This window comes from Streptomyces sp. TLI_185 (assembly GCF_003814765.1).
In the GTDB taxonomy this organism is placed as follows: Bacteria; Actinomycetota; Actinomycetes; order Streptomycetales; family Streptomycetaceae; genus Streptomyces.
The window spans coordinates 8753833-8778275 of record NZ_RKRB01000001.1 but is presented as its reverse complement, the minus strand read 5'-3'; the positions used below and the strand labels follow the sequence as shown (position 1 = coordinate 8778275).

General features: G+C 71.2%; 26 protein-coding genes and 1 pseudogene. 14 read left to right on the top strand and 13 right to left on the bottom strand.

Annotation, left to right across the window (positions count from 1 at the left end; translation table 11 throughout):
- Positions 1-22: 22 nt before the first annotated feature.
- Together EDD92_RS40385 and EDD92_RS40380 are read right to left on the bottom strand one after the other, a co-directional pair.
- Positions 23-679 (bottom strand): helix-turn-helix domain-containing protein, encoded by a 657-nt coding sequence (locus tag EDD92_RS40385; protein WP_185124277.1) that lies wholly within the window; start codon positions 677-679, stop codon positions 23-25.
- Between the two features lie 250 nt (positions 680-929).
- On the bottom strand, positions 930-1892 hold the full coding sequence (locus EDD92_RS40380; protein WP_311736795.1) for a sensor histidine kinase: 963 nt from the start codon (positions 1890-1892) through the stop codon (positions 930-932).
- Here EDD92_RS40380 and EDD92_RS40375 point away from each other — a divergent pair.
- Positions 1893-2513, top strand: a pseudogene (locus EDD92_RS40375) (response regulator).
- Here the strand turns inward: EDD92_RS40375 and EDD92_RS40370 are convergent.
- From EDD92_RS40370 to EDD92_RS40360, 3 genes are all read right to left on the bottom strand, one after another.
- Positions 2510-3364 carry a Cof-type HAD-IIB family hydrolase gene (locus EDD92_RS40370; RefSeq protein WP_123968867.1) on the bottom strand — a complete coding sequence of 285 codons (855 nt, stop codon included), beginning with the start codon at positions 3362-3364 and terminating at the stop codon, positions 2510-2512. The pseudogene EDD92_RS40375 and the gene EDD92_RS40370 overlap by 4 nt on opposite strands.
- 79 nt (positions 3365-3443) lie before the next feature.
- Entirely contained in the window at positions 3444-4850 is a 1407-nt protein-coding gene (locus tag EDD92_RS40365; protein ID WP_123968866.1) for a cytochrome P450, read from the bottom strand.
- 137 nt (positions 4851-4987) lie between these two features.
- Positions 4988-5455 (bottom strand): potassium channel family protein, encoded by a 468-nt coding sequence (locus EDD92_RS40360; protein WP_123968865.1) that lies wholly within the window; start codon positions 5453-5455, stop codon positions 4988-4990.
- Positions 5456-5605: 150 nt separating this feature from the next.
- Between EDD92_RS40360 and EDD92_RS40355 the strand changes: the two genes are divergently transcribed.
- The 6 genes from EDD92_RS40355 (at position 5606) to EDD92_RS40330 (ending at position 10827) form a co-directional block, all read left to right on the top strand.
- On the top strand, positions 5606-5848 hold the full coding sequence (locus tag EDD92_RS40355) for a hypothetical protein (RefSeq protein ID WP_260327108.1): 243 nt from the start codon (positions 5606-5608) through the stop codon (positions 5846-5848).
- 97 nt (positions 5849-5945) lie between these two features.
- On the top strand, positions 5946-6776 hold the full coding sequence (locus tag EDD92_RS40350) for a hypothetical protein (protein WP_123968864.1): 831 nt from the start codon (positions 5946-5948) through the stop codon (positions 6774-6776).
- Between the two features lie 113 nt (positions 6777-6889).
- The gene (locus tag EDD92_RS40345; protein WP_123968863.1) at positions 6890-7699 is read left to right on the top strand and encodes an SAM-dependent methyltransferase; all 810 of its coding nucleotides are present in this window, start codon (positions 6890-6892) and stop codon (positions 7697-7699) included.
- Between the two features lie 39 nt (positions 7700-7738).
- Complete coding sequence (locus EDD92_RS40340) at positions 7739-9142, top strand: glutamine synthetase family protein (RefSeq protein ID WP_123968862.1); 1404 nt, start codon at positions 7739-7741, stop codon at positions 9140-9142.
- Between the two features lie 2 nt (positions 9143-9144).
- Positions 9145-10275, top strand: a complete 1131-nt coding sequence (locus tag EDD92_RS40335; protein ID WP_123968861.1) for an amidohydrolase family protein — start codon at positions 9145-9147, stop codon at positions 10273-10275.
- A gap of 15 nt (positions 10276-10290) precedes the next feature.
- The gene (locus EDD92_RS40330; protein WP_107057478.1) at positions 10291-10827 is read left to right on the top strand and encodes an NUDIX hydrolase family protein; all 537 of its coding nucleotides are present in this window, start codon (positions 10291-10293) and stop codon (positions 10825-10827) included.
- On the opposite strand, the gene EDD92_RS40325 is transcribed toward EDD92_RS40330, so the two are convergent.
- Both EDD92_RS40325 and EDD92_RS40320 read right to left on the bottom strand, forming a co-directional pair.
- Positions 10790-11620 carry a DUF427 domain-containing protein gene (locus EDD92_RS40325; protein ID WP_123968860.1) on the bottom strand — a complete coding sequence of 277 codons (831 nt, stop codon included), beginning with the start codon at positions 11618-11620 and terminating at the stop codon, positions 10790-10792. The two genes, EDD92_RS40330 and EDD92_RS40325, sit on opposite strands and share 38 nt — an antisense overlap.
- 172 nt (positions 11621-11792) lie before the next feature.
- Positions 11793-12152, bottom strand: a complete 360-nt coding sequence (locus tag EDD92_RS40320) for a hypothetical protein (protein ID WP_044883207.1) — start codon at positions 12150-12152, stop codon at positions 11793-11795.
- 68 nt (positions 12153-12220) lie between these two features.
- Here EDD92_RS40320 and EDD92_RS40315 point away from each other — a divergent pair, with 68 nt between their 5' ends.
- The 5 genes from EDD92_RS40315 (at position 12221) to EDD92_RS40295 (ending at position 16273) form a co-directional block, all read left to right on the top strand.
- A complete protein-coding gene (locus tag EDD92_RS40315; RefSeq protein ID WP_123968859.1) occupies positions 12221-13192 on the top strand; it encodes a Clp protease N-terminal domain-containing protein in 972 nt (323 codons plus the stop codon).
- A gap of 8 nt (positions 13193-13200) precedes the next feature.
- On the top strand, positions 13201-14364 hold the full coding sequence (locus EDD92_RS40310; RefSeq protein WP_123970763.1) for an NAD(P)/FAD-dependent oxidoreductase: 1164 nt from the start codon (positions 13201-13203) through the stop codon (positions 14362-14364).
- A 40-nt stretch (positions 14365-14404) separates the two neighbouring features.
- Positions 14405-15343 carry a sigma-70 family RNA polymerase sigma factor gene (locus tag EDD92_RS40305; RefSeq protein ID WP_123968858.1) on the top strand — a complete coding sequence of 313 codons (939 nt, stop codon included), beginning with the start codon at positions 14405-14407 and terminating at the stop codon, positions 15341-15343.
- Positions 15344-15407: 64 nt separating this feature from the next.
- Positions 15408-15965 (top strand): dihydrofolate reductase family protein, encoded by a 558-nt coding sequence (locus EDD92_RS40300; protein ID WP_123968857.1) that lies wholly within the window; start codon positions 15408-15410, stop codon positions 15963-15965.
- A complete protein-coding gene (locus tag EDD92_RS40295; RefSeq protein ID WP_123968856.1) occupies positions 15962-16273 on the top strand; it encodes an EthD family reductase in 312 nt (103 codons plus the stop codon). Before EDD92_RS40300 ends, EDD92_RS40295 begins: the two co-directional genes overlap by 4 nt.
- Before the next feature lie 21 nt (positions 16274-16294).
- Here the strand turns inward: EDD92_RS40295 and EDD92_RS40290 are convergent, their stop codons facing one another.
- Both EDD92_RS40290 and EDD92_RS40285 read right to left on the bottom strand, forming a co-directional pair.
- Complete coding sequence (locus EDD92_RS40290) at positions 16295-16627, bottom strand: DUF2218 domain-containing protein (protein WP_123968855.1); 333 nt, start codon at positions 16625-16627, stop codon at positions 16295-16297.
- Positions 16628-16676: 49 nt separating this feature from the next.
- Positions 16677-17408: a flavodoxin family protein gene (locus EDD92_RS40285; protein ID WP_123968854.1), complete on the bottom strand. Its 732-nt coding sequence runs from the start codon at positions 17406-17408 to the stop codon at positions 16677-16679.
- 176 nt (positions 17409-17584) lie between these two features.
- Here EDD92_RS40285 and EDD92_RS40280 point away from each other — a divergent pair, with 176 nt between their 5' ends.
- Positions 17585-18037 (top strand): SRPBCC family protein, encoded by a 453-nt coding sequence (locus EDD92_RS40280; protein ID WP_123968853.1) that lies wholly within the window; start codon positions 17585-17587, stop codon positions 18035-18037.
- Positions 18038-18045: 8 nt separating this feature from the next.
- Positions 18046-18375, top strand: coding sequence for a TfoX/Sxy family protein (locus EDD92_RS40275; protein WP_123968852.1), 330 nt, complete (start codon positions 18046-18048; stop codon positions 18373-18375).
- Positions 18376-18387: 12 nt separating this feature from the next.
- On the opposite strand, the gene EDD92_RS40270 is transcribed toward EDD92_RS40275, so the two are convergent.
- The 4 genes from EDD92_RS40270 to EDD92_RS40255 form a co-directional block, all read right to left on the bottom strand.
- Complete coding sequence (locus EDD92_RS40270) at positions 18388-19371, bottom strand: aldo/keto reductase (RefSeq protein WP_123968851.1); 984 nt, start codon at positions 19369-19371, stop codon at positions 18388-18390.
- Positions 19372-19461: 90 nt separating this feature from the next.
- The gene (locus EDD92_RS40265; RefSeq protein WP_123968850.1) at positions 19462-20124 is read right to left on the bottom strand and encodes an NUDIX domain-containing protein; all 663 of its coding nucleotides are present in this window, start codon (positions 20122-20124) and stop codon (positions 19462-19464) included.
- Positions 20125-20181: 57 nt separating this feature from the next.
- Positions 20182-21630 carry an alpha-amylase family glycosyl hydrolase gene (locus tag EDD92_RS40260; RefSeq protein ID WP_123968849.1) on the bottom strand — a complete coding sequence of 483 codons (1449 nt, stop codon included), beginning with the start codon at positions 21628-21630 and terminating at the stop codon, positions 20182-20184.
- Entirely contained in the window at positions 21627-24380 is a 2754-nt protein-coding gene (locus EDD92_RS40255) for an MGH1-like glycoside hydrolase domain-containing protein (protein WP_123968848.1), read from the bottom strand. Before EDD92_RS40255 ends, EDD92_RS40260 begins: the two co-directional genes overlap by 4 nt.
- Positions 24381-24443 lie beyond the last annotated feature (63 nt).

The following is a 24443-nucleotide window of genomic DNA, read 5'->3' as shown; positions in this document are numbered from 1 at the left end:
CATGCCGGGCAGGTGTCAAGTACTACTGAACATGCTGGCTGAACACGAACCAGACCCCGACGGCCGGTTCAGCTCCATCATTGCGGTAGCGGTGCGGGGTCGTCGACTCGAAGCAGACGGCGTCGCCGGGGCGGAGGGTGTACTCGTCGAAGCCGAGGGTGAGGACCAGCTCGCCCGAGGTCAGATAGCCGTACTCGGTGCCGGTGTGCCGCATCAGGCCGCCGGAGCTGGACGAGGAGCCGCCGGGCCGGTAGGTCACCAGCAGGAAGTCCACGTCGGTGCCCGGAACATGCCCGAGCCGCTCCCACACGACCCCCGAGTCCAGCTCCAGCAGCTCCCGCTCTCCCGGTGTGACCAGCGGTCCGATGCGCCGGCCGGGGTCGGCGGCGAAGGCCGCGAGGGCGTGCAGGACGGTGGCGGGGGCGGCGGCCGCGGCCACGACCGGCGAAGCGGCGGCCTCCTCCTCGTAGCCGTCGAAGAGGGACTCCACGGAGATCGACAGTGCGGTGGTGATCGCGTACAGCGTGCTCACCGACGGCTGACTCTTGCCGGTCTCGATCTGGGAGACCAGGCTCGCGGAGACGCCGATCTCCCGGGCGAGGGCGCGCAGGCTCACGCCTTTGGCCAGGCGTGCCTGCCGGATGCGGGTGCCGACGGGCGGCACGGGGGCAGGAGCCACGCCTACTCCCCCTCTCGCCTCTCGGGCGGCTGTGTACAGCACCATTGAACAGCCGGGGTCGGCCGCAGCGCCAGAGCCTCGGGCGAGGACCGTTCCGTACGTCAGCGCACGCCCGCCCAAGCGGGCCGGATGACATCCCCTGCGGGTTCGGCCGCGCCCTGGGGCGCGGGCTGTGTCGATATGCGGCTCCGCCGCGTGGGCACGACCGGCAGACGATCGACAGCACATGGCCGCACCTCCTGCTGAGCGCTCAGAAGACAGCCCGCACCTCCCACCCCACCCCGGCCCGCGGCCCCGCGTACAGGTCTCCGCCGAGTGCGGTCACCCGCTCCTTGAGGCCGATCAGGCCGAAGCCGCCGCCGTGGGCCGCGGCGGGGAGTTGGGTGCCGCCGCGGCCGTCGTCCGTGACCGAGACGCAGAGGTGGCCGGCGTCGTAGCGCACCTGGACGGTGACCTCGGCGGCGTAGGCCGCGTGGCGCCGCACGTTCGTCAGTGCCTTCTGGACGACCCGGAAGGCTGCCGCCTGCACCTCGTACGGGAGGTCGTCGGGGACCGCGGGGTCGTGGTGCAGGGTGGCCTTCTGGATGGGGCTGAAGAAGCCTTCCGTCAGACCGGCGATGCCCGCCAGGTCGCCCACCGGGCGGCGGTCGGCCTCCTCCCCGGTGTCGCGCAGCACGCCGACCGTGCGCCGCATCGAGGCGAGCGCCTCGGTCGCGGCGCGTTCGATGCCGGCCAGGACGGGGTCCAGTTCCCGCGGCCGGGTGTCCGCCATCATGCGGGCCACCTGGGTCTGCACCAGGATGCCGGTCACGTGGTGGGCGACGAAGTCGTGCAGGTCGGCGGCGATCGCCACCCGCTCCTCGCGACGCGTGTCGGCCACGGCGACGGTACGGCGGTAGTCGAGCGAGCGAAGGTAGGCGGCGAGCCCCGCGACCAGACCGGCGAGGGCAAGGCCCACCACCATGAAGCCGAGCGCTTCGCCGCCCTCCGTGCCGCTCAGGGAATGGGAGTAGCGGACCGGTGTGGCCAGCAGGGCGACCAGGTCCAGCAGGCCGCAGGCCACCGCCCAGCGCGGCGGGCCGTCCCGTACGGCGATGAACAGCAGGCACAGCAGGATCGCCGTCTCACCCGGGCCGAACAGGTCCGCCCGGACGGACACCAGGGCGCCCACCGTGTAGAGCGCGGACAGCAGCGCGGGCACGGCGGCTCGCAATTGGGCTTCTTCCTGGACGCCCAGCCGGACATCACCGTGGTCGCCGAGGCGGCCGACGGCGAGGAGGCCGTGGCGCTGGCCCGCCGGGTGCGGCCGGACGTGTGCCTGCTGGACATCCGGATGCCGAAGCTGGACGGCCTGGAGGCGACCCGGCTGCTGGCGGGGCCGGACGTCGCCGACCCGATGCGGGTGGTCGTGGTCACCACCTTCGACCTCGACGAGTACGTGTACGGGGCGCTGCGCGGCGGCGCCTGCGGGTTCCTGCTCAAGGACTGCGGGCCGACGCTGCTGGCGTAGGCGGTGCGCGCCGCGGCGGCGGGTGACTCACTGGTCTCCCCGTCGGTCACGGTCCGTCTGCTCAAGCACGTCACCGCCGACCCGAAGACGGAAGTACCCGCGCGGACCGCACCGCCGGTCGAGTTCCTCACCGACCGCGAGCTGGGCGTCGTCCGCCTGGTCGCCCTCGGCCGCACCAACGCCGAGATCGCCGCCGAGCTGTATGTCTCCCTCTCCACGGTCAAGACCCACCTCACCAGCGTCCAGCTCAAGCTGGACGCCCGGAACCGGGTCGAGATCGCGGCCTGGGCGTGGCAGAACGGGTATGCGCAGCCAACCGCCTAGAGGTTCAGCACCCGCGCCACGGTGCGCAGCACTCCGTCGTCGTTGTTGGACGGGGCCAGGTGTCGGGCCCGTGCGATGACGTCCGGGTGGGCATTGGCCATGGCGAAGGACCACTCGGCTGCGTCGAGCATCTCCAGGTCGTTGAGGTAGTCGCCGAAGACCATGGTCTGCGCGGGTGTGATGCCCAGTTCGCACTGGAGGCGGCGCAGGGCGGCGCCCTTGTTGGCGGTGCGGTTCATGACGTCGACCCAGTGCTCGCCGGAGACGACGACCTGGTGGGTGGCGGTGAAGGACTGAAGCGCGGGCGCGGTGGTGTGCGCGGCGGAGCCGAAGTCGAAGAGGGCGACCTTGATGACGTCGTCGTCGAGCGCGGTGGCATCCTCGACGATGCGGTGCTCGACGTAGTACTTGCGCACCTCTGCCAGGAACGCCTCGTCGCTGCGCTCGACGTAGGCGGAGCGCTTGCCGCAGACGACGGCACCCACGTCCACGCCTTCGGCGACCAGCCGCCGTACGGCCTGCACGACGCGGGCCGCGACACCGGGCTCCAGCGGGTCCGAGCTGAGCTCCACGCCGTCGCGCACCACGTACGTGCCGTTCTCCGCGATGAACACCATGCCCTCGGCGACCTCGGCGAACTCCCGTGCCAGCGTGGCGTACTGCCGTCCGCTCGCCGGGCTGAACAGCACTCCGCGGCGGCGCAGTTCGGCCAGCGTCTCCCACAGACCGGGCGGGATCCGCTTGGCGTCGTCCAGCAGCGTGCCGTCCATGTCGGTGACGACGAGGCGTATGTCGGCGGGGACGGTGGGCGGGCCGGAGGCGGTGAGGAGGGGCGAGGCGGCGGAGGACATGACCTGCTTCCGGTGGGGCGCGACGAGGCGCCGGCTGGCTTACGGCGGTCCCGTCACCCTACGCGAGCTGCGCGGACGCTCAGCTTCCGGACCGGATCAGGCCCGCCAGGTAGCGCCACAACGACGAGCGCCGCTTGGCGGCCTGGTCCGGTACGGCGGGTGCATCCGGTACGTCCGCCGCGGGCGCCGGCGCGAGAGGCAGCGGCGGCCCGGACAGTTCGTAGCGCACCGGCAACGAGCGCAGTCCCCGCATGAACGGCGAGGAACGCCACGGCAGTTGGTCGACGGGGAGGGCGAGCTCCAGGTGCCCGAACCGTTCGAAAACACGGCTGACGCCCGCTGCCGCGATCGTCGAGGCCAGCTCGCGGGCCGGGCACTGGCGGGGGCCCGCGCCCCACGACAGGTGCGCGCGACTGCTGATGCCGGCGCCGGGTGTCATCTGGCCGGCGAAGAGGGGGTCGGCGTGCGCGGCGGCGGAGGAGACCCACACGGGGTCGCCGGTGCGGATGGTGTAGTTGCCGAGCCGGGTGTCCGCGGCGGCGAACCTCGGCACGAAGTTGACCAGCGGCGGCTTGCGCATGACCACCCGGTTCATGGTCTCGCGCACCATGCCCGCGGACAGGGTGGTGCGCACCCCGCCCTCGTTGTCTCCTGCTATCACCTCGACGACCGTGTTGGAGATGAGGATGCCGACGTGGTCGGAGGTCATGCCGAGCAGCATGAACAGCTCGCGGGCCAGCGCGTCGACGGACAGGTCCGGGTGGGCGGCCAGCAGTTGGGAGGGGAAGTCGTCGCCCGGCTTCTCGATCTTGGCGGCGGCGAGTTCGGTGAGCGTGACCAGCAGGCGGGCGAGGGCGGATTCGGCGTCCGGGCCGGCGTCCAGCACCCGCCACATGTCCATCAGGGCGTCGTCGCCCTGCGAGCCGGGGAAGCCGAGCAGATGGCTCGCCGCCATCAGCGGGAGTGGGCGGGAGAACTGCGCCGAGAGGTCGGCCATGCCCGTGGCGCCCCCCTGGGCGAGCAGGCTGATCAGCTCGTCGGCGTAGCCGGTGACGGCCGCCTTGAGCCGTTTGGCCTGCGGGTTGCGGGGGTCCTGGAAGGGACGGAGGGCGGTGTCCCAGGCGCCGCGCAGCGTGCGGTGGCCGGGGCCGCCCTGGATCAGTACGTGGTTGACCTCGAGGGAGGGGCCGAGCGGCCAGTCGGCGGGCAGCCGGCCTTCCGTGCGGGCCCGCCAGTTCTCCAGGCCTTTGGGCCAGCCGGCGTCGTCCTGGAGCACCTGCAGCGACTCGCGGTAGCCGAGCACGAGCCAGGAGGGCACGCCCAGCAGGTCGACCGGCGCGACCGGGCCGTGGCGCTCCCGCAGCCGCTCGTAGACGAGCGCGGGGCGGGTCTCGTAGTCCCGGGTCAGCAGGGGTTCCGGAGCCAGGTCCTCCAGCGGTGTGCCGGCCCGCTCCACGCTGTCCTCGTCGACCAAGTGGAACTCCATGCTTCCGCCGCCCCCTTCGACACCGCCCGAAAACAGTTCGCGGCGTGCGGGTACCCGCGAACCCGGAGGGACCGTACCTCAGGTGTCACAGAAGTCACACGGCAGGGTACTCACGGGTAGCAAGGAGCGCTCCGCCCTCAGTTCCGCTCGCCGCTCCCGGCCACCATCCGCTCCAGCCGGTCGAAGCGTTCATGCAGGGCACGGGCGGTCTTCTCGCCCAACTCCTGGGCGTGCAGGGCGAGATGGTGGCGGCGTTTCTGCTCCCGTCCGACGAACCAGGTGGCGAGGGCCGCGGTGACCATGCCGTATGTGGTGATCCCGACGACCATCACGACGGTGCCGATGACGCGGCCGGCGAGGGTCACCGGGTAGAAGTCGCCGTACCCGACGGTGGTGGCCGTCTCGATCGACCACCACAGGGCCTGCGGGTACGTCCGCAGATTGGCGCGCGGTGCGTCGTGTTCGGCGGCGACGACGGCCGACGAGCCGATGAGCATCACCACGCCCAGTACGGCCGTCGCCCCGCCCGCCGCTTTCAGGTGCAGGGAGCGGCCCTGCCGGCCGAGCAGCAACGCGACCGCCCTGGCGAGGAATCCGGGCAGCATGGTCACTCCTCGGTATGCGTCGGCATGGGGTCAGTGTCGCCGCGGGCGGGCGTGCGGGCATGCCGGACGGGGCGTTCGAGTTGCCGTGCGAGGTGGGGCGTTGTGCGCTGAAGGCATGTACTTCTCCGCACCGGGCAACGGACCGGGTCCATGACGGCGGATCCCCCCTCGGTGCCGGAAACCTACGGCTTCGACTGCACCCACTGCGGTCACACCTGGAAGGCCGACTTCCAGCTCATGTTCTTCACCGACCCGCTGGATCCCTCGGGCCTGACCACCCAGGAGTACGTCGACGAGGCGGGCCGGGCCATGCGGTCGCCGCTCGCGGACGCGGTCTGTCCCGAGTGCGGCGGGCGCAGGGTGCGCGTGCACGCGGAGCGGGAAACGCCCTGACGGCCCGCTCACCCGAACGGGCCGTCGTGCCTGGTGGGGAAGTAGGGCCGGTGGTGCGCTGAACGGAGGTCCCCCAGCTGCTCCGGAGGCATCCGCGATGATCCCTCGCCCGTCCCCTCTCGTCCGTGCGCTCGCCTCGGCCATGGCGGTGAGCACCCTGCTGGCCATCGCGTCCTGCTCGGGCGAAGGTGACGCTTCCCAGGCCTCCGACGCCACCGCCACCCCGCTCGCCGCCCGCACATCGGCCCCGGCCCCCACCCGTACGTCGGCCCCGCCCCGCCTGACCCAGGCCGGAGCACAGGCCGCGCTCATCACCGAGGACGACCTGGAAGGCGACTGGAACCAGGTCAAGGGCGCCGCCGCCTGGGGCGACACCCTGCTCATCGGGAAGGTCGACGTCGCCCAGTTCCTGACCTCGAAGGCGAACGCCGCCGACTGTCAGCGGCTTCTCGACGCGCTCTACGACGACGACCTGCTGGGCAAGCCGAGCGGCGCGTCCGCGCTGACCGGCTTCGAGCAGGGCGACTCGCGCCTCCTGTACCAGGTCGCCGCCCACAACCCCGTCCGGCTCAGCGCCTCGCTGGCCTGGCTGAAGACCCTGCCGGTCAAGTGCGACCAGTTCACCGCGACCGACGCCAAGGGCGGCAAGCGGACGGTCCAGGTGACCACCGCCTCGGTGCCCAAGCAGGGCGACGCCCGGCAGGGCCTGCACGTGACGGTGCAGGGCACCACGAACGGCGAACCCGCCACCCTCACCCTCGACGTGGCCGCCGTGCGCGTGGGCAACGACGCGATCACCGTCACCGCCGGCGGCCTGGCCGGGGGCGCGCACCCCTCACTGGAGCTGGCGGTGCGCACGGGCGCCCAGCGGCTCAAGGACGTCCAGAGCGGCAAGACGCCCGCCGCCGGTCCCGGCCGCACCGGCTGACGGCCGGTCAACCGGCCCGTTCCGCACACCTGATCGGCCGATTCCCGGGACAGCGTGATCAACGGGCGGCACAATGGCGGCGACGGCCACAGGTGTTGAGAAGGAGCACAGTTGTGAGTGAGAGCCACACCCCGGGCGGGTCGGCGAGGCTGAACACCGGTGTGGCGCACAACGCGCGCGTGTGGAACTACTGGATCGGCGGCAAGGACAACTACGAGGTCGACCAGCAGGTCGGCGAGCACGTCGCCGGGATGTTCCCGATCATCCGGGAGATCGCCCGCGCGGACCGCTGGTTCCTGGGCCGTGCGGTGCGGTTCCTGGCCGAGGAGCGCGGGGTGCGGCAGTTCCTGGACATCGGCACCGGGCTGCCGACCGCGGACAACACCCACCAGATCGCCCAGCGGATCGCCCCCGACGCCCGCATCGTCTACGTCGACAACGATCCGATCGTGCTGGCCCACGCCCGCACCCTGCTGACGGGCACCCACCAGGGCGTCACCGACTACATCGACGCCGACGTCCACGACCCCGACGCCATCCTCGAACGCGCCTCCCGCACCCTCGACTTCGGCCGGCCGGTCGCGGTGATGATGCTGGGCATCCTCAACTTCGTGCTGGACACGGAGAAGGCGCACGAGATCGTACGGAAGGTCGTCGCCGCGGTGCCCTCCGGCAGCTTCCTGGTCCTCACCCACCCCACCTTCGACGACGACCTGGGCGGCGCGGGCCAGATCCCGGCCATGAAGTTCTGGAACGAGAACGCCACCCCGCCGATCACCGCCCGCAGCGGCGCGGACATCGCCGCCTTCTTCGACGGGCTGGACCTCCTCGAGCCCGGCCTGGTGTCCTGCTCGCAGTGGCGCGCCGAGCCCGGATCGCCCGCCGTGGTACCGCAGTTCGGCGCGGTGGCCGTGAAACCCTGACGGAGCAGCCCTGACGGACGTGCCGAGCGTGGAGGACGTATGACGACCTTTGCCGATCCCGTCCCCGGCGGGCGCCCGGGTGACGTCGAGCGGGCCACCGCGCTCACCGAAGAACTGTCCGGGCGGGGCGTGCACGGCATCGTCCTGGCCTATGTCGACACAGCGGGCGTAGGCCGGGTGAAGACGATCCCGACAGCCCGCCTCGCCTCGGCGGTGGCCTGGGGCGTCGGCATGTCACCGGTGTTCGACACGTTCCTGGCGAACGACTCCATCGTCTCCACCGACGTCCTGGGCTCCCCGGACGGCGATCTGCGCCTCTACCCCGACCTCGGCCGACTCGTCGTCCTGGCCGGGCAACCCGGCTGGGCCTGGGCTCCGGTCGACCGGATCACGCAGGAGGGCGAACCACATCCGGGCTGCAGCCGCACGATCCTGCGCCGCATGGTCTCCGCGGCCGCCGAACGGCACGGCCTCACCTTCAAGGCAGGCATCGAGATCGAATGGGCCGTCGGGCAGGGTCCGGCGGAGGGCGGCGACTTCGTGCCCGCGACCTCGGGACCCGCGTACAGCGCCACGCGCCAGGTCGAACTGAGCGACTACACCGCCGACCTGCTGGCCGCGTTCGCCGCGCAGGGCGTGGACGTCGAACAGATCCATCCCGAGTACGCGGCCGGGCAGTTCGAGATCTCGGTGGGCGCGCTCGACCCGGTGGCGGCAGCCGACCGGAGCGTGCTGGTACGGCAGACCATCCGGGCGGTGGCCCGGCGCCACGGGCTGGTGGTGTCCTTCGCCCCTGCGGTCTTCGCGCAGGGCGTCGGCAACGGCGGCCACATCCACCTCTCCGTCTGGCGCGACGGCGTCAACCTGCACTCCGGGGGCGAGGGCCGCTACGGCATGACCGCCGCCGCGGAGTCCTTCGCGGCCGGGGTGCTCGCCCGCCTCCCGGCCCTCACGGCCGTGACCGCCCCCAGCCCGGCGAGTTATCTGCGCCTCAAACCCTCCCAGTGGGCCGGGGTGTTCACCGCGTGGGGCCGCGAGACCCGCGAGGCGGCGGTGCGGGTCGTCACGGGCACGGCGGGCCTGCGCGACCAGGCCGCGAACCTGGAGGTCAAACCGGTCGACCTGGCCGCCAACCCCTACCTCGCCCTCACCTGCCTCCTCGCAGCCGGACTGGAGGGCCTGACCTCGTCCACGCCCCTGCCCGAGGAGATCACCGGCGATCCGGCCGGCCTGGACCCCGCGGACGCGGCGGCCCGGGGCGTGCGCCGTCTGCCGACCTCGCTCGCCGAAGCGGTCGAGGAGTTCCGCAAGGACGAACGGCTGCGGGCCGCGCTCGGCCCGGTCCTCGCGGACGCCGTGATCGCCGTACGACAAGGGGAGATCGCGGCGGCGCACGGGCTGGACGAGGAGCGGGTGGCGGCGGCGTACCGCTGGAAGTACTGACCATGGGCGGCCCGGTCGAGGAGGCGCTGGACGCACTGGAGTTGGTGGACCACCACTGCCACGGAGTCGTCACCGCCGACCTGATCCGGGAGGACTTCGAGGACCTGATCACCGAAGGCGCGGCCTGGCCCGGCATCTCCCCCTTCGACTCTCCCGTCGGCGTGGCGATCCGCCGCCACTGCGCCCCGCTGCTGGACCTGCCGCACCATGCACCGCCCGATGAATACCTGGCCCGGCGGGCCGAGTTGGGCACACACGAGGTGCATCGCCGCTTCCTCACCGCCGCGCGGACAAGCACCTTCTGCGTGGACACCGGCTACGCCCCGCAGCGTCTCACCACGCCCGCGGAACTGGCCGGGACCGCGGGCGGGACGGCGTACGAGGTCGTACGGCTGGAGGGTGTCGCCGAGGCGGTGGCGGCGCAGGGCGTCGAGCCCGACGACTACGGCGACGCCTTCCGGGCGGCCGCGCTGGAGGCCGTACAGCGGCCGGGCGTGGTGGCGGTGAAGTCCGTGGCCGCGTACCGCACCGGCTTCGACCTGGACCCTGCCCGCCCCTCCGACGCAGAGGTCACCGAGGCGGCCCGGCACTGGCCGGCGCGCGGCGGACGGCTGGACGATCCGGTCCTCGTACGGCACCTGCTGTGGACCGCGGTCGACCTCGGCCTCCCCCTCCAACTCCACACCGGCTTCGGCGACAACGACATCCGTCTGCACCGCGTCGACCCCACCCACCTCACCGACTGGCTGCACCTGACCGCCGGCACCATCCCGGTGCTGCTTCTGCACTGCTGGCCGTACCAGCGCCAGGCCGCCTACCTCGCCGCCGTGTTCGAGCACGTGTACCTGGACGTGGGCCTCACCCTCCACTACGTCGGCCCGGCGCGCGCCAGGGCGGTCCTGGAGGAGGCGATGGAAATCACGCCGTTCCGCAAGCTGCTGTACAGCTCCGACGCGTACGGTGTGGCCGAGTTCTACTGTCTGGGCGCGCTCGCCTTCCGCCGTGGTCTGGCCGGTCTGCTGCAGGACCGGGTGGATGCCGACGAACTGGGTCTGCCCGACGCGCTGCGGTTCGCCGAGTGGGCGGGAGCACACAATGCCAGCCGGGTCTACGGCCTTTCCGGCCCCTCCTGAAAGTATGATCAAGCAATGTCTGACATGACCGATACCACGCCGGGCTGGCTCAGCCCCGACGACCTCGAGCTGGCACGCGCCCGTATGCCGATCCTGTACGTCGAGGCCGTGCCCGTGCGCGTCGACGACAGCGGCGAAGTCACCAGCGTCGGCCTGTTGCTGCGCATCGGCCCGGACGGGACGGTCAGCCGGACCCTGGTCTCCGGTCGCGTCCTGCACCACGAGCGGGTCCGTGACGCCCTGCTGCGCCACCTGGAGAAGGACCTCGGCCCGGTGGCGCTGCCCCGGATCCCGGCCTCGCTGCAGCCCTTCACGGTCGCGGAGTACTTCCCGACGCTGGGTGTCACGCCGTACCACGACCCGCGCCAGCACGCGGTGTCCCTGGCCTACGTCGTCCCGGTCACCGGCGACTGCCGGCCCCGGCAGGACGCCCTGGACCTGGTGTGGTTCAGCCCGCAGGAGGCCGTCTCGGAAGCGGTGCAGAGCGAGATGCCGGGCGGGCACGGGGTGCTGCTCAGGCAGGCGCTGGCCCACGTCGGCTGCTCTGTCTGAGCATCGCGCTGAAGGGTGTGACGGGGCGCTCCACGCGCTCCCCGTCCACGGTGATGTCGGCCACCTCGTTGTAGAACGCGAGGAGTCCCGTGATCGTGCCCACGGCGGGCAGCGGGTCCGGGTAGCTCCAGACGACGTTCGGGGGCACGTCGGCCTCGCCCCGCACCGACCAGTACTGTGCCGTGCCCTTGTAGGGGCAGCCGGTGTGGTGCCCGGTGGGGTCGAGGAGGTCGAGGCGGACGTCCTCGCGCGGAATGTAGTAGCGGGTCGGCAGGCCGGTCTCGAAGAGCAGCACGGGCCGGTGGGTGTCGGCGACGAGCATGCCGCCGACCGAGACCTGGACATGCCGGCTGCTCGGGATGGCATCCACCCGCTTGTGCGGGTCACGGGGGTGGATGAAGATCTCTTCCTCCTCCTCGTACCAGTGGTCCAGGCCCCTGCCGCTGCGCCGGAACCACTCGAAGGCGATGTACTCGGCCAGGTCGGCGGCCGGGAAGGTCCAGGCGGCGTTCTCCAGCAGCTCGCCGTCGACCTCGAGGTCGTAGAAGATCCTGGATCCGGTGTGGGCGCCCGTCCGCGGGTTCTTCGCAGGGCGCAGGAGGTCCTCGCGTACGTCCGCGCGCGGGAAGGCGTACTGCGGTACGGGCAGCGAGGGCTCCCAGACGAGGACGGGATGCCGGCTGTCGACGACGGTGACCTCACCCTTGCGGCCGCGCACCCAGCGTTCACTGGGCTCCCACAGGAGGCCTTCGGGGGTGGTGCGCAGGGAACGTTCGGTGGGGAGTGCACTCATGGACCGCTCTCCTTCGGCTCGTTCTGGAGCAGAACCAGCTTCGCCGCATCGGTGCCGGGAAGCGAGGACAGGGTCGGTCGGGCGCGGGAGCGGCGGGAGAACTTGCACGGTTGTCGTCGGGATCGCCGAGTACGGTGCGGCTACACCAACCGCCGCAGCTCGCCGTCGGTGGTCACTTCCGCTCCAGCGCGGCCAGCCGCAGTTCGAGCTGGTCGACCCGGTGTCGTAGCAGGGTGACCTGGGCTTCCAGGCTGACTTCCCGCTCCGCCCGGCGCTGAATGCGCGGGGACGCGGCGGCTCGCTCGATCACCGCGTCCAGCTGGACCAGGCGCTGCGGCCCGTTCGGGCCGTCCACCAGCCGGGACTGGATCTCGCCGTTGCGGTACCAGGACCGCAGGGCCGAGCGGGAAACGCCGGTCTCCGCTTCGGCCTTGGCCAGCGTGACCCAGGGTTTCTCGTCCAGCTGCTCGAACAACTCCAGCTCGTTCTGCCAGCGCGCGAGCCGGTCCTCCCAGTCCGACGGTGTCTCCATCACACCCTCCCTTCGACACGGTGACCCTATCAATAACAGTGCATTGACAGGGTTGAGACCATGAAGACATGACTTTTGAGAGGTTCACAGTGAAAGCCCGCCGGGTGGTCGTCGCGGCCCAGGAGCAGGCGAGGCAGCTCAAGCACAGCCACATCGGCACGGAGCACCTCCTGTTGGGACTGCTCGACGTGCCGGACGGCATGGCGGCGCAGGTGCTGCACCAGCTCGGGTACGACATGGAGACCGCACAGGCCGACATCGCCGCGGTGGTCAAACCCGGCACGAAGGAGCTGAGCGGCCACATCCCGTTCGCGGCGCGGGCGAAGAAGGTGCTGGAACTCGCGCTGCGCGAGGCGCAGCAGCTGCACCACAACGACATCGGCACGGAACACATCCTGCTCGCCCTTGTCAGGGAGGGTGAGGGCGTCGGCGCGAAGGTGCTCGCCGAGCGGATCAATCCGGTCAGCAGGATCCGTGCCACCGTGCTCGCCTCAGTGGAGGGTTCGCAGGACGTCGCCGCCGGACCATGGCCGACCGGCACACCTGCCACCGAGGACACCCTGTCCACCGCCGACGCGCTGGCCGGTGGCGCTCCGGTCGGCAGCCATCACCTGCTCGAGGCGATGCTGCGGGCGGAGAACAGCATGGCGGCCAGGGTGCTGCGCGAACTCGGCGTCGACCCGGACGCCGTCGCCGCCAAGATCGACGAACTGGACCCGGAGACGACCACGGACGCGAACCCGGAGGAAGCCGCCGCGCGCAGGATGGAGATCCGGCTGGTCGACGACGAGGTGCACCTGATCCTGCGCGACCCGGCAACGGTCGCGGCGGCCAAGAAGGTGACCGAGCTGTCCGGCGGCCCGATCCAGGGCGTCGGGCCGGTCGCCGGTCTGTTCGTCCCGTTGTGGCGGTCGGCCAACCAGCTGCTGCAACAGATCCAGCGCACGCTGGAACCGGAGCCCGAAGAAGACGACGGATCCGCCGCGAGCAAGGTCGCCAAGGCCGTGCGCACGGTCCTCGCGCCCCGGCTCCGCCGGTGAACCGGGTGATCGGCGGGCCGGCACCTGCCGGTGGGACAGGCGAGGACGGGAGCTCGGGGAGCGCAACCATCGCGATCGTCGGAGCCGGCTTGGGCGGTCTGGCCCTTGCCCGTGTGCTGCATCTGAACGGCATCGACGCCGTCGTGTACGAGCGTGAATCGTCGCGCGGCGCGCGCGGTCAGGGCGGCATGCTCGACATCCACTCCGGCCAGCGGGCACTGCGCGAGGCCGGTCTGATCGACCAGTTCCACGCGATTGCCCGTGGCGAAGGCCAGGACATGCGTCTTCTCGAGCCGGATGGCACCCTGCTGCTCCAGGAGGACACGCCCGACGACGCCCCGCTCGACCGACCCGAGGTCGACCGTGCCGATCTGCGCAACCTGCTGCTGGACTCCCTCCCCGACCACACGGTGCGCTGGGGGCTCCCGGTCGAATCCGCCGACAACGGGCTGCTGCGCTTCGCCGACGGCAGCAGTGCCACGTACGACCTGCTGGTCGGCGCCGACGGCGCGCAGTCCCGGGTCCGTGCACTGCTCACCGACGCCCGACCGGCGCATACCGGGCAGAACATCGTCGAGCTCGGTATTCCCGACATCGACCGCACCCACCCGGACCTCGCGGCGATGGTCGGGCGCGGCAACTACTGGGTGCTCGGCAACGGACAGTCCCTGTCGGCACAGCGCAACGGCGACGGCCGCGTACGCGTCTACCTCAGCTTCTACAACACCGCCGAGGACTGGTTCGCGACGAGCGGGATCCCGTTCGGCGACCCGGCCGCCGCACGGGAGCGGCTGATCGACCTGTTCACCGGCTGGGACCCACGGTTCACCACGCTCATCGCGGCCTGCGACGACACGGTCCTGCCGCGGTCGATCACCACTCTCCCGGTCGGCCTGACCTGGCCGCCGAGGCCAGACGTCACGCTGCTCGGCGATGCCGCACACCTGATGCCGGCGGTGGGGCAGGGCGCCAACATGGCACTGCTCGACGGCGCCCTCCTGGGCCTCGCACTGGCCGCTCACCCGGACGACTTTCCCGCCGCCGTCAAAGAGTACGAACGCGAGATGTTCGAACGCACCAGTGCCGCCGGCCGGCAGTCCGCGCGGATGCAGCAACTCCTGTCGTCACCGGACGCCGCCCGGAAGCTGCTCGCGTTCTTCCAACCGGGCTGAAGGCAACCGCATATGAGCCACGCCGGGCATGATGAGCCCCATGGACCTTGAGCCGCACCGGGGCGAGTTGGTGGCGTACTGCTATCGGATGGTGGGCTCGTTCCACGAGGCCGAGGATCTGGTGCAGGAGACGATGCTGCGGGCGTGGAAGGCCCGCGAGCGGTACGACGCCTCGCGCGCGTCGGTGCGGACCTGGCTGTACCGGATCGCGACCAACGTCTGTCTGACCGCGCTGGAGGGGCGGGCGCGGCGGCCCCTCCCGTCCGGGCTCGGTGCGCCGAGCGAGGACCCGGGGGCGCCGCTCACGCCGGACTTCGACATCCCGTGGCTGCAGCCGTTCCCCGAGGCCCGGTACGACGTCGAGACCCGGGCCGATCTGCGGCTGGCTCTGGTGGCGGCGATGCAGCTGCTGCCGGCCCGGCAGCGGGCGGTGCTGGTGCTGCGGGAGGTGCTGGAGTTCAGTGCCGCGGAGGTCGCGGAGCAGCTCGGGACGACGGTCGCCGCCGTCAACAGCTCGCTGCAGCGGGCCCGGGCCGCGGTCGCCGAGGCGGGCGATCCGGGCGAGGTCCCCGAACCGGACGACGCCGAGGCGCGGAGGGTCGTCCAGCGGTACGCCCGTGCCTTCGAGGCGGCCGACGTCCCCGCCCTGGTGCGGCTGCTGACCGACGCGGCCGTCCTGGAGATGCCGCCGGTGCCGCTGTGGTACCGGGGCCGCCGCGACTACGGCCTGTTCATGGAGCGGGTCTTCGAGATGCGCGGGACGGGGTGGCTCACACGGCAGCTCACCGCCGGCGGACAGCCCGCTCTCGCCGCCTACGCGCCCACCCAGGACGGCGGGCACCGGCTGCACACGCTGCAGGTGTTCACGGTGGCCGGCGGGCGGGTCGCGCGGAACGTGGTGTTCGCGGACCCGCGCGTCTTCGAGGCGTTCGACCTGCCCGGAGAGATTTCTTCGGACGACTTCGGCCGCGCGCGATGAGTCCGGCCGGTGGCGCCGGTACATACCGGTGACCACCGATCGAGACATCCGAGAGGACATCGCCATGAGCGTCATCGTCATCGCCTTCACCACTTTGGACGGCATCGTCTCCGACCCGGACGGCCGCGCGGGCACACCCGGCGGCGGCTGGATGTTCCGGTACGGCCCCGAGGCGGTGGCCGGGGACAAGTTCCGGCTCGGGCCCACCCTGGACGAGGGGGTCCTGCTGCTGGGCCGCACCACCTGGGAGCTGTTCTCGCAGCTGTGGCCGCATCGCGACGACCCGTTCTCCGCGCGCATGAACGCCGCCCGGAAACTCGTCGCCACCCGCACCCTCACCGACCTGTCCGCCTGGGCGAACTCGCAGATCCTCACGGGCGACCTGGTGGACGCGGTCAAGCAGGAGAAGCGCGACGTGGTCGTCACCGGCAGCCTCAGCATCGTCCGCTCGCTCATGGCCGAGGACCTGATCGACGAATACCGCCTGATCACCTTCCCCACGATCGTCGGCACCGGCGACCGCCTCTTCCCCGCGGACACCCCGCCCGTCCACCTCGAATGCGAGTCGGTGCAGCAGACGGGCCCGGTCGTCCTCACGCGCTACCGGAGGGCCGGGCGATGACAGCACGCTTCCTCGTCCTCCACGAGACTCCTCCCGACCCGGCGGCGTTCGACCGTCACTACCGCGAGGTCCACCTCCCGCTCGCCCGCAAGCTGCCCGGGCTGCGCCGGTACACGCTCGGCCGCGAGGCCACCACCGTGCGCGGGGGCGAACCGTGCCACCTGGTCACCGAGTTGGAGTGGGACACGATGGCAGAGCTGCGCGCCGCGTTCGCCTCCCCCGAGGGCCGCGCCTGCGCCGAGGACTCGGAGCGCCTGCAGGAGCTCGCGCCGGTGCGCAGCATGGTCTTCACCGTGGGCGAGGCCTGACGTCGCCCGTGGTCGTGGAGGTCAGGCAGGGTCCTCCGTCCTGCGCTGGGTGGTGCCGGGGGCGCCGGTGTCGCGGTGCCATTCGACGACCAGTTCGTCCTTGGTACCGAAGCGGACCAGGTGGCGGCCGACGACGTCCTCGAGCAGGCCGAGGTGCTCGGCGTCGCTCTCCACCGAGAGCAGCAGGGCTCCCTCGGTCGCGGTGAGGGAGCCCGTCCCGTTCTGGAAGACCAGGCTGCCCTCCCCCGCCTCCTCGTCCCAACTCGCCTGGCTGCGGCGGCCGAGGTGGGAGGCGAGCTGCTTGGCGTAGCGGTGCGGGCGGTCGGTGCTGACGCGGGCTTCTGAACGGGGCATGGCGGACTCCCGGGTTCGCGGTGGGGCGGCTGGAGTCGATGGTATGGATTCAGCGGTGTTCGGGGTTCTCCGCGTCGAAGCGGCAGCCGGCGTCCCACTCGGAACGCTGGTTGCCGTGGGCGGGGATGCCCTTGGCGCGCTTCAGCATGGCGGCCAGATGCATCAGGTTCCAGGTCATGAACGTGGTGTTGCGGTTGGTGAAGTCGTTCTCCGGGCCGCCCGATCCGGGGTCCAGATACGACGGTCCGGGCCCCGCCGCGCCGATCCAGCCGGCGTCGGCCTGCGGGGGGATCGTGTAGCCCAGGTGCTGGAGGCTGTAGAGGACGTTCATCGCGCAGTGCTTCACGCCGTCCTCGTTGCCGGTGATCAGACAGCCGCCGACCCGGCCGTAATAGGCGTACTGTCCGGCGGGGTTGAGCAGCGACGAACAGCTGTAGAGCCGCTCGATGACCTGCTTGGTGACCGAGCTGTTGTCGCCGAGCCAGATGGGCCCGGCGAGCACCAGGATGTCGGCGGCCATCACCTGCTCGTACAGCGCCGGCCAGTCGTCGGTGGCGAAGCCGTGCTCGGTCATGTCGGGGTAGACGCCGGGGGCGATGTCGTGGTCGACGGCGCGGATCTCGGAGGTGGTGACCCCGCGCGACATCATGATCGCCGCACTCTTGTCGATCAGCCCCTGGGTGTGGCTGACCTGGGGCGACGGCTTGAGCGTGCAGTTGATGAACAGGGCACTGAGGTCGTCGAAGCGATACGCGTCGTCGGTCGGGGGCGATGCGGTCATGAACGCACTCCTTCACACGGGACCGCCGGGCGGGTGCCAGGGCGGGTCCGAGCCGCGGCTCAGCAGCAGCGTCCCGCCCCGGCGGCGATTTGTCCTGCTCTGGCGCGGTCGCGTAAGAGACCCGTCATATCGGCGTACGCCGCGCGTTCGCACTCCCACGCGGGGATCCTGGAGGCATGGGCGTCGACGTGTCCGTGGAACGCGTGCTTCCGCTGCCACCCGAGCGGGTGGCGGCGTACGCCATGGACTGGCGCCACGACGCCGACTGGACGCAGGGCATTCGTACGGCGGAGCTGACCCGGGAGGCGGACGGGGGCGGCTTCGGCGTCGGTGCCGAGGTCACCCGGACGGCCTTCTTCCTCGGCCGGCGCATCGACTACGTGTTGCGCGTGGCCGCGCACGACTTCCCGCGGCTGCTGGACATGGTGTCGGTGGCGGGCCCGATGCCCATGCACGTGACGTACTCCTTCGAGCCGAACCCGGCCGGCACCCTGGCCCGGATCCGCGTCCAGGGCGGCTCGGGCGGCTTCTACCGGCTGGCTGCACCGCTTCTCGCCCGCCAGGTCCGCTCCTCCCTGCGCAAGGACCTCCGCGACCTCGAACGCAGACTCACGCGACGCACGGATTGAGGCTCCTCATGGCGTACGACGAAGGACTCGCCGAACGGATCCGGCAGCATCTGGGGGCCGATCCCGGCGTTGCCGAGAAGCGCATGTTCGGCGGCATCGCCTTCCTGCTGCACGGCAACATGGCCGTCGGCGTGACCGGCGACGACCTGATGGTCCGCGTCGGCCCCGACGCGACGGACGCCGCGCTGGCCCGGCCGGGTGCCCGTCTGTTCGACATGACGGGCCGCCCGATGCGCGGCTGGGTGGTCGTGGACTCGTCCGCCCTCGCCGAGGACGAGACGCTCGGCGAGTGGATCGACGAGGGGTACGCCTTCGCCGCGGGTCTGCCGCCCAAGTGACGGGGAGCGGTCTCAGTGCGCGGCGTCCAGCCGGGCCCTCTGCTCCGCCGTCAGTTCCAGGTCGACCGCGGCCAGGTTCTCGTCCAGTTGGGCGAGCGTCGAGGCACCGGCCAGCGGGATGATCGGGAGGTCTGCGCCCAACTGCCAGGCCAGGACGACCTGGTTGGCGGTGGCGCCGGTCTCGCGGGCGATCTCGTGCAGGACGGTGAGGCGGGCCGGGGTGCCGGGGTGGTCGTAGTCCGAGGGCAGCCTGTCGGGGTGCGTGTAGCTGCCCTTCAGGAGCGGTGAGTACGCGATCAGGGTCAGACCGGGCTCGGTCCGTAGATAGCCGAGCAGGTCGGGGCCCGCCGCGCCGAGGCTGCCGTCGGGGAAGAGGTCCGACGGTACGTCGGTGCGGGGCCGCAGGTAGCTGTGCTCGTACTGGAGGACCTCGTAGCCGGGCAGTCCGGCCGCGGCGGCGATCGTGCGGGCGCGCTCCACCCGCCAGGCGGCCTGGTTGCTGACGCCGAGCAGGCCGACCGTGCCCTCGGCGACCAGCTCTGCGAAGCCCTCGACCGTCTCGCGCTGGGGCACGGTGGGGTCGTCGATGTGGGCGTAGAGCAGGTCGAGCTTGTCGACGCCGAGGCGCTCGCGGCTGCGTTCGGCGGACTCGCGGATCACCTTCGCCGACAGGCCCTCCGCGTTGTCGACGTAGCTGGTGCCGGGGGCCAGCGGGCGGGCGCCGAGCTTGGTCGCGATGAAGATCTCGTCGCCGATGCCGCGGCTGCGCCGCCAGCGGCCGAGGAGTTCCTCGCTCTGGCCGCCCTGGCCGCCGTCGACCCAGAAGGCGTAGTTGTCGGACGTGTCGATGAAGTTGCCGCCGGCCTCGACGTACCGGTCGAGCAGGGCGAGGGACGTCTCCTCGTCCGTCCGCGAGCCGAACAGCATCGCGCCGAGCGCGAGCACGCTCACCTCGCGGCTGGTGTGCGGGTCTGTTCCGATGGTGCGGTACTTCATGCCAAGTCCTCCCGTTCGCGCCCGCGGATTCGGGTACGAACGGGAGTCTTCAGCTTGAAGCGCACACGAAGTCAAGGGGCCCCGCGCGCACTACTTGCTGAACGGGCCCTCCAGGGCCGCCCACTGCAACAGCATGATGGTCTTGGCGTCGTTGATCTCGCCGGTGCGGATCATCTCCAGGGCCCGGTGGAAGGGCAGTTCGACGATCTCGATGTCCTCGCCCTCCTCGTCGAGGCCGCCGCCCTCGTGGGTGCGGGTCGAGGGGCCGTAGGCGGCGGCGTAGAAGCTGACGCGTTCGGTGACCGAGCCGGGGCTCATATAGACGTCGAAGACGTGCTGGACGTCGCCGATGGTGTGGCCGGTCTCCTCCACCACCTCGCGGCGGACGGCGAGTTCGGGGTGCTCGTCATCGTCGTCGAGGAGTCCGCCCGGTGTCTCGACCAGCATCCCGTCGGGGTGTCCGTTGACGTACACCGGGAAGCGGAACTGCCTGGTGAGCAGCACGGTTTCGCGTTCGGCGTCGTAGAGCAGCATGGTGGCGCCGTTGCCGCGGTCGTGCGTCTCGCGCTGCTGTGTGGACCAGGTGCCGTCGGCGTGCCGGAAGTCGAAGGTGGTGGCGCGCTCGACGTACCAGTGGCTGGAGAGCAGTTTCACCTCGCGCACCTTCACGCGGGGGTTGCCGGTCAGGTCGAGTCCGGTGCGGTCCAGGCCGGTGCGGCCGCGGCGGTCCGGGGTGTCGATGCCGGCGGTCATCGGGGACCGCCGGCCGTGCGTGCGTAGGTCATGGTCGCTGTCTACCACGGCAGCCGGTCAGGACAGGGTCAGCACGTGGGAGTGCCAGGGCGGCAGGTCGACGAACAGGCCCGGGGTGAGCAGTTGGTCGCCGTCGCGGTCGTAGGTCTGGTCCGTGAGCAGGTCGGCCAGTCGGCACGGGCGGCCGGCCAGGTCGGGCCAGGGCAGGGGCACTTGTCCCTGGGCCGGGGTGTCGGAGTAGTTGACGATCACGAGGTGGCGGGTGCCGGGGCCGGTCCAGCTCCAGGCGAGCAGGCCCCGGTGGGTGTCGTTGCCCGGCCAGCCGGTGGTGGTGAGGAGGCGCCAGTCGCCGTCGCGCACGGCGGCCGCGGCGGAGAGCAACTGATCGTAGAAGGCGCGGAGTTGCTCGGCGGGCGGTTCCTGTGGACGGCGGGCGAGGAAGACCGGTGGGCGGACCTTGCGGCCCTCGAACTGGCCCTCGTGCCAGAGCGTCGCGCCGGGCAGGGTGGCGACGGTGACGGCTGCGGCGCGCTCCTGCGCGCCCGGGACGGTGGCGGCGGCCCGCGGCTCGTCGTGGTTCTCCAGGAAGCGGACCAGGCCGCGCTGGTAGGTGAGGTCGGCCTGGAGGTGGGTGCGGGTGGATCCGGCGTCCTCGTGGAGGAGGCGGTCGTAGAGCCGCTTGTCGTAGCAGTGGTCGAAGCCCTGTTGCTGCAGGGCCCATTCGAGGTCCCAGTACGCCTCGGCGACGAAGAGGAGGTCGGGGTGGTGTGCGCGGACACGCGGAACGACGTACGGCCAGAAGTCGTCCGCGGGGAGCGGGCCCGCCCGGTCGCCCCAGGTCTTGGCGAAGACGTCGTTCATCAGCAGCATCGCCATGTCGCAGCGCACGCCGTCCGCCTGGTCGCCGATGGAGACGAGGGTGTCGACGGCCGCGGTGCGCAGGTCGTCGCTGAATGCGTTGAGCTGGACGACGTCATGCCAGGGGGCGAAGTAGGGGTCTCGGCCGTTGGCGTAGATGTGTCCGCCGACGTCGAGGAAGGCCTCGGGTGACCGGTCCAGGTCTTCGCGGGTGCCCCGGATCAGGCGCTCGGGGTGCTCGGTGAGCCAGGGGTGGTCGGGGGCCACGTGGTTGGGCACGTAGTCGAGGATCAACCGCATGCCCCGGGCGGCGAGTTGGGCGCGTGCCTCGGCCAGGCCGTCCGGGCCGCCGAGGGAGGCGTCGACGACGTAGTTCCGTACGCAGTAGGCGGAGCCGGCGATGTCCGTCTCGGTCAGGTCGGGCAGCGCCTGGCGGAACGAGGCGAGCAGGGACTCGTCGCGCAGGGCGATCGCGAGGCCTGCCGGGCTGCGTTCCCAGACGCCCATCAGCCAGACGGTGTCGAGGCCGGGCCGGGCGACCTCGTCCCAGATCTCGGCGGGGACGTCGCCCAGGGTGACGCGGCGCCCGTACCGTCCGCTCAGCTCACCCAGCCAGACGAGGGTGTTGATCTCGTAGATGACGGTCATGACAGGGGCTCCTCGTCGCCCGAGCCCGTGAACCGTTCATCCTGATCGTCGCGTTCGCGCACGGAGCGCAGGGACTCCCTGCCGCCGCGGTGCCAGTCGTCGGCGCTGATGGCGTGGAAGAGGGTGGCGGTGGCGGCCACCAGTCCGGTCCAGCCGGTCTGGTGGGAGGCGCCCAGGCCCGCGCCGTTGTCGCCGTGGAAGTACTCGTAGAAGAGGATCAGGTCCTTCCAGTGGGGGTCCTTGGCGAACTTGGGCTGTGCGCCGTGGACCGGGCGGTGGCCGTCCTCGCCCGTCAGGAAGGTGGCGGTGAGCCTGTTCGAGATCTCTCGGGCGACCTCGTAGAGGTTCAGCTGCCGTCCGGAGCCGGTCGGGCACTCCACGGTGAAGCCCGGGCCGTGATAGCCGTGCAGGTTGAGCAGGGCGCGGATGAGGAGGAGGTTCATCGGGAACCAGACGGGGCCGCGCCAGTTGGAGTTGCCGCCGAACATGCCGGAGTCGGACTCGGCGGGCAGATAGCCGACGCCGTACGTCTGGCCGTTGACGTCGAAGTGGTACGGGTGCTCGGCGTGGTAGCGGGAGAGGGACCGGATGCCGTGCGGGCCGAGGAACTCGTCCTCGTCGAGCACGCGGGCGAGGATGCGGCGCAGCCGGTCCTCGCCGAAGAGGGCGAACAGGTAGCGGCCGTTCTCGTCGGCCGTCCCCAGGTCGTGCTGTTGGACGACGGCTTCGACTGCCGGGTGGCGCCGGATGAACTCCTTTGCTCCCTCGACCAGTTCGGGGAAAGTACGGTCGGCGCGTCCGCCAATGACGCTGGTCGCCGCCAGCGGTATCAAACCGACCAGGGACCGCACCTTCAACGGGGTGGCGCTGCCGTCGGGCAGCCGCAGCACGTCGTAGAAGAAGCCGTCCTCCTCGTCCCACAGGCTGGCGTTGTCCTTCCCGATGCGGTTCATGGCGACCGCGATCCAGGCGAAGTGCTCGAAGAGCATCTGCGCCTGCTCGACGTAGACGGGGTTGTCGACGGCGAGTTCGATGGCGATGTCGAGGAGGTTCTGGCAGTACAGCGCCATCCATGCGGTGCCGTCGGCCTGGTCGATGTGGCCGCCGGTGGGCAGGGGTGCGCTGCGGTCGAAGACGCCGATGTTGTCGAGGCCGAGGAAGCCGCCCTGGAAGACGTTGTTGCCGTCGACGTCCTTGCGGTTGAGCCACCAGGTGAAGTTCTTCGTCAGCTTCTGGAAGGCGTTCTCGAGGAAGGCGCGGTCGGCGTGGCCGGTGCGGTGCTTCTCGAGTTCGTAGACGAACAGGACCGCCCAGGCGTGCACGGGCGGGTTGACGTCGCCGAAGTTCCATTCGTACGCGGGGATCTGGCCGTTGGGGTGGAGGTAGAGCCGGCGCAGGAGGAGCTCCAGCTGCCCCTTGGCGAAGCCGATGTCGACCATGGACAGGGCGAGGGTGTGGAAGGCGAGGTCCCAGGCCGCGAACCAGGGGTACTCCCAGGTGTCCGGCATCGACATGACCTCGTCGTTGACCATGTGGTACCAGGCGCTGTTGCGGATGCCGGGGTCGGCGGCAAGGGGGTCGACGCCGTGCTCGGCGAGCCAGCGCTCGACGTCGAGGTAGTAGTACTGCTTGCTCCACAGCATCCCGGCGAGCGCCTGGCGCACCAGGCGGCGCTCGTCCTCGCCCATGCCGTCGGGGACGACGTCCTCGTAGAAGGCGTCGGCCTCGGTCCTGCGGATGTCCATGGTGGCCGCGAACTCCGCCCAGGGATCGGCGAGTTCTGCGTCCGAGAGCCGCAGCCGGAGGGTCGCGCTGCCACCGGCGGGAACGGTCAGGGTGTGGTGGAAGGCAGCCTTGGTGCCGGTCTGCGCGGGGTTGACGGCGCCGGTCTCGCCGTGGACGACGCAGCGGCCGATGCCGTCCTTGACGTAGGGCGTGCTGTTCGGGCTGTGGAAGATGCGCTGGTTGTTGGTCTCGTTCTCGGTGAACAGGGCGGGGGCGTCGGTCTCGCAGTACAGCCATCGCGGGCCGAGTTCCTCGTGGTCGGCGCGGATGGCGTTCCCGGCCGGGCGCAGGCTCGGGACGGCCGTGCCGCCGGCCCAGGACCAGGTGTGCCGGAACCACAGGGTCGGCAGCAGGTGGAGGATCGCCTCGTCGGGGCCGCGGTTGTGCGCGGTGATCTCGATCAGCAGGTCCTCGGGGCCGGCCTTGGCGTACTCGACGAAGACGTCGAAGTAGCGGTCCTCGTCGAAGATGCCGGTGTCCAGCAGCTCGTACTCGAAGTCGCGGCGGCCGCGGACCTTGTTGGTGTCGACGAGGTCGGCGTAGGGGAACTCGCCCTGCGGATACTTGTACAGGTACTTCATGTACGAGTGGGTGGGCGTGCTGTCGAGATGGAAGTAGTACTCCTTGACGTCCTCGCCGTGATTGCCCTCGGCGTTGGTCAGGCCGAACATCCGCTCCTTGAGGATCGGGTCGCGGCCGTTCCACAGGGCCGGCGCGAAGCACAGCCGCTGCTTGTCGTCGCTGATGCCGGCGATGCCGTCCTCGCCCCAGCGGTAGGCGCGGGAGCGTGCCTGGTCATGGGTGAAGTACGACCAGGCATCGCCGTCGGGGCTGTAGTCCTCCCGCACGGTGCCCCACTGACGCTCGCTGAGGTAGGGGCCCCAGCGGCGCCAGGCCGCCCGGGACGCGTCGGCCTCCGCCAGCCGCTGCCGCTCGGCGCCCACCGTGCCGCTGTCCTCCACCATCGCCGCCTCCTCGCCCAGCCCGGCATTGTTCCCAGACTCGGACGTCCCGGACGGGGCCGCAAT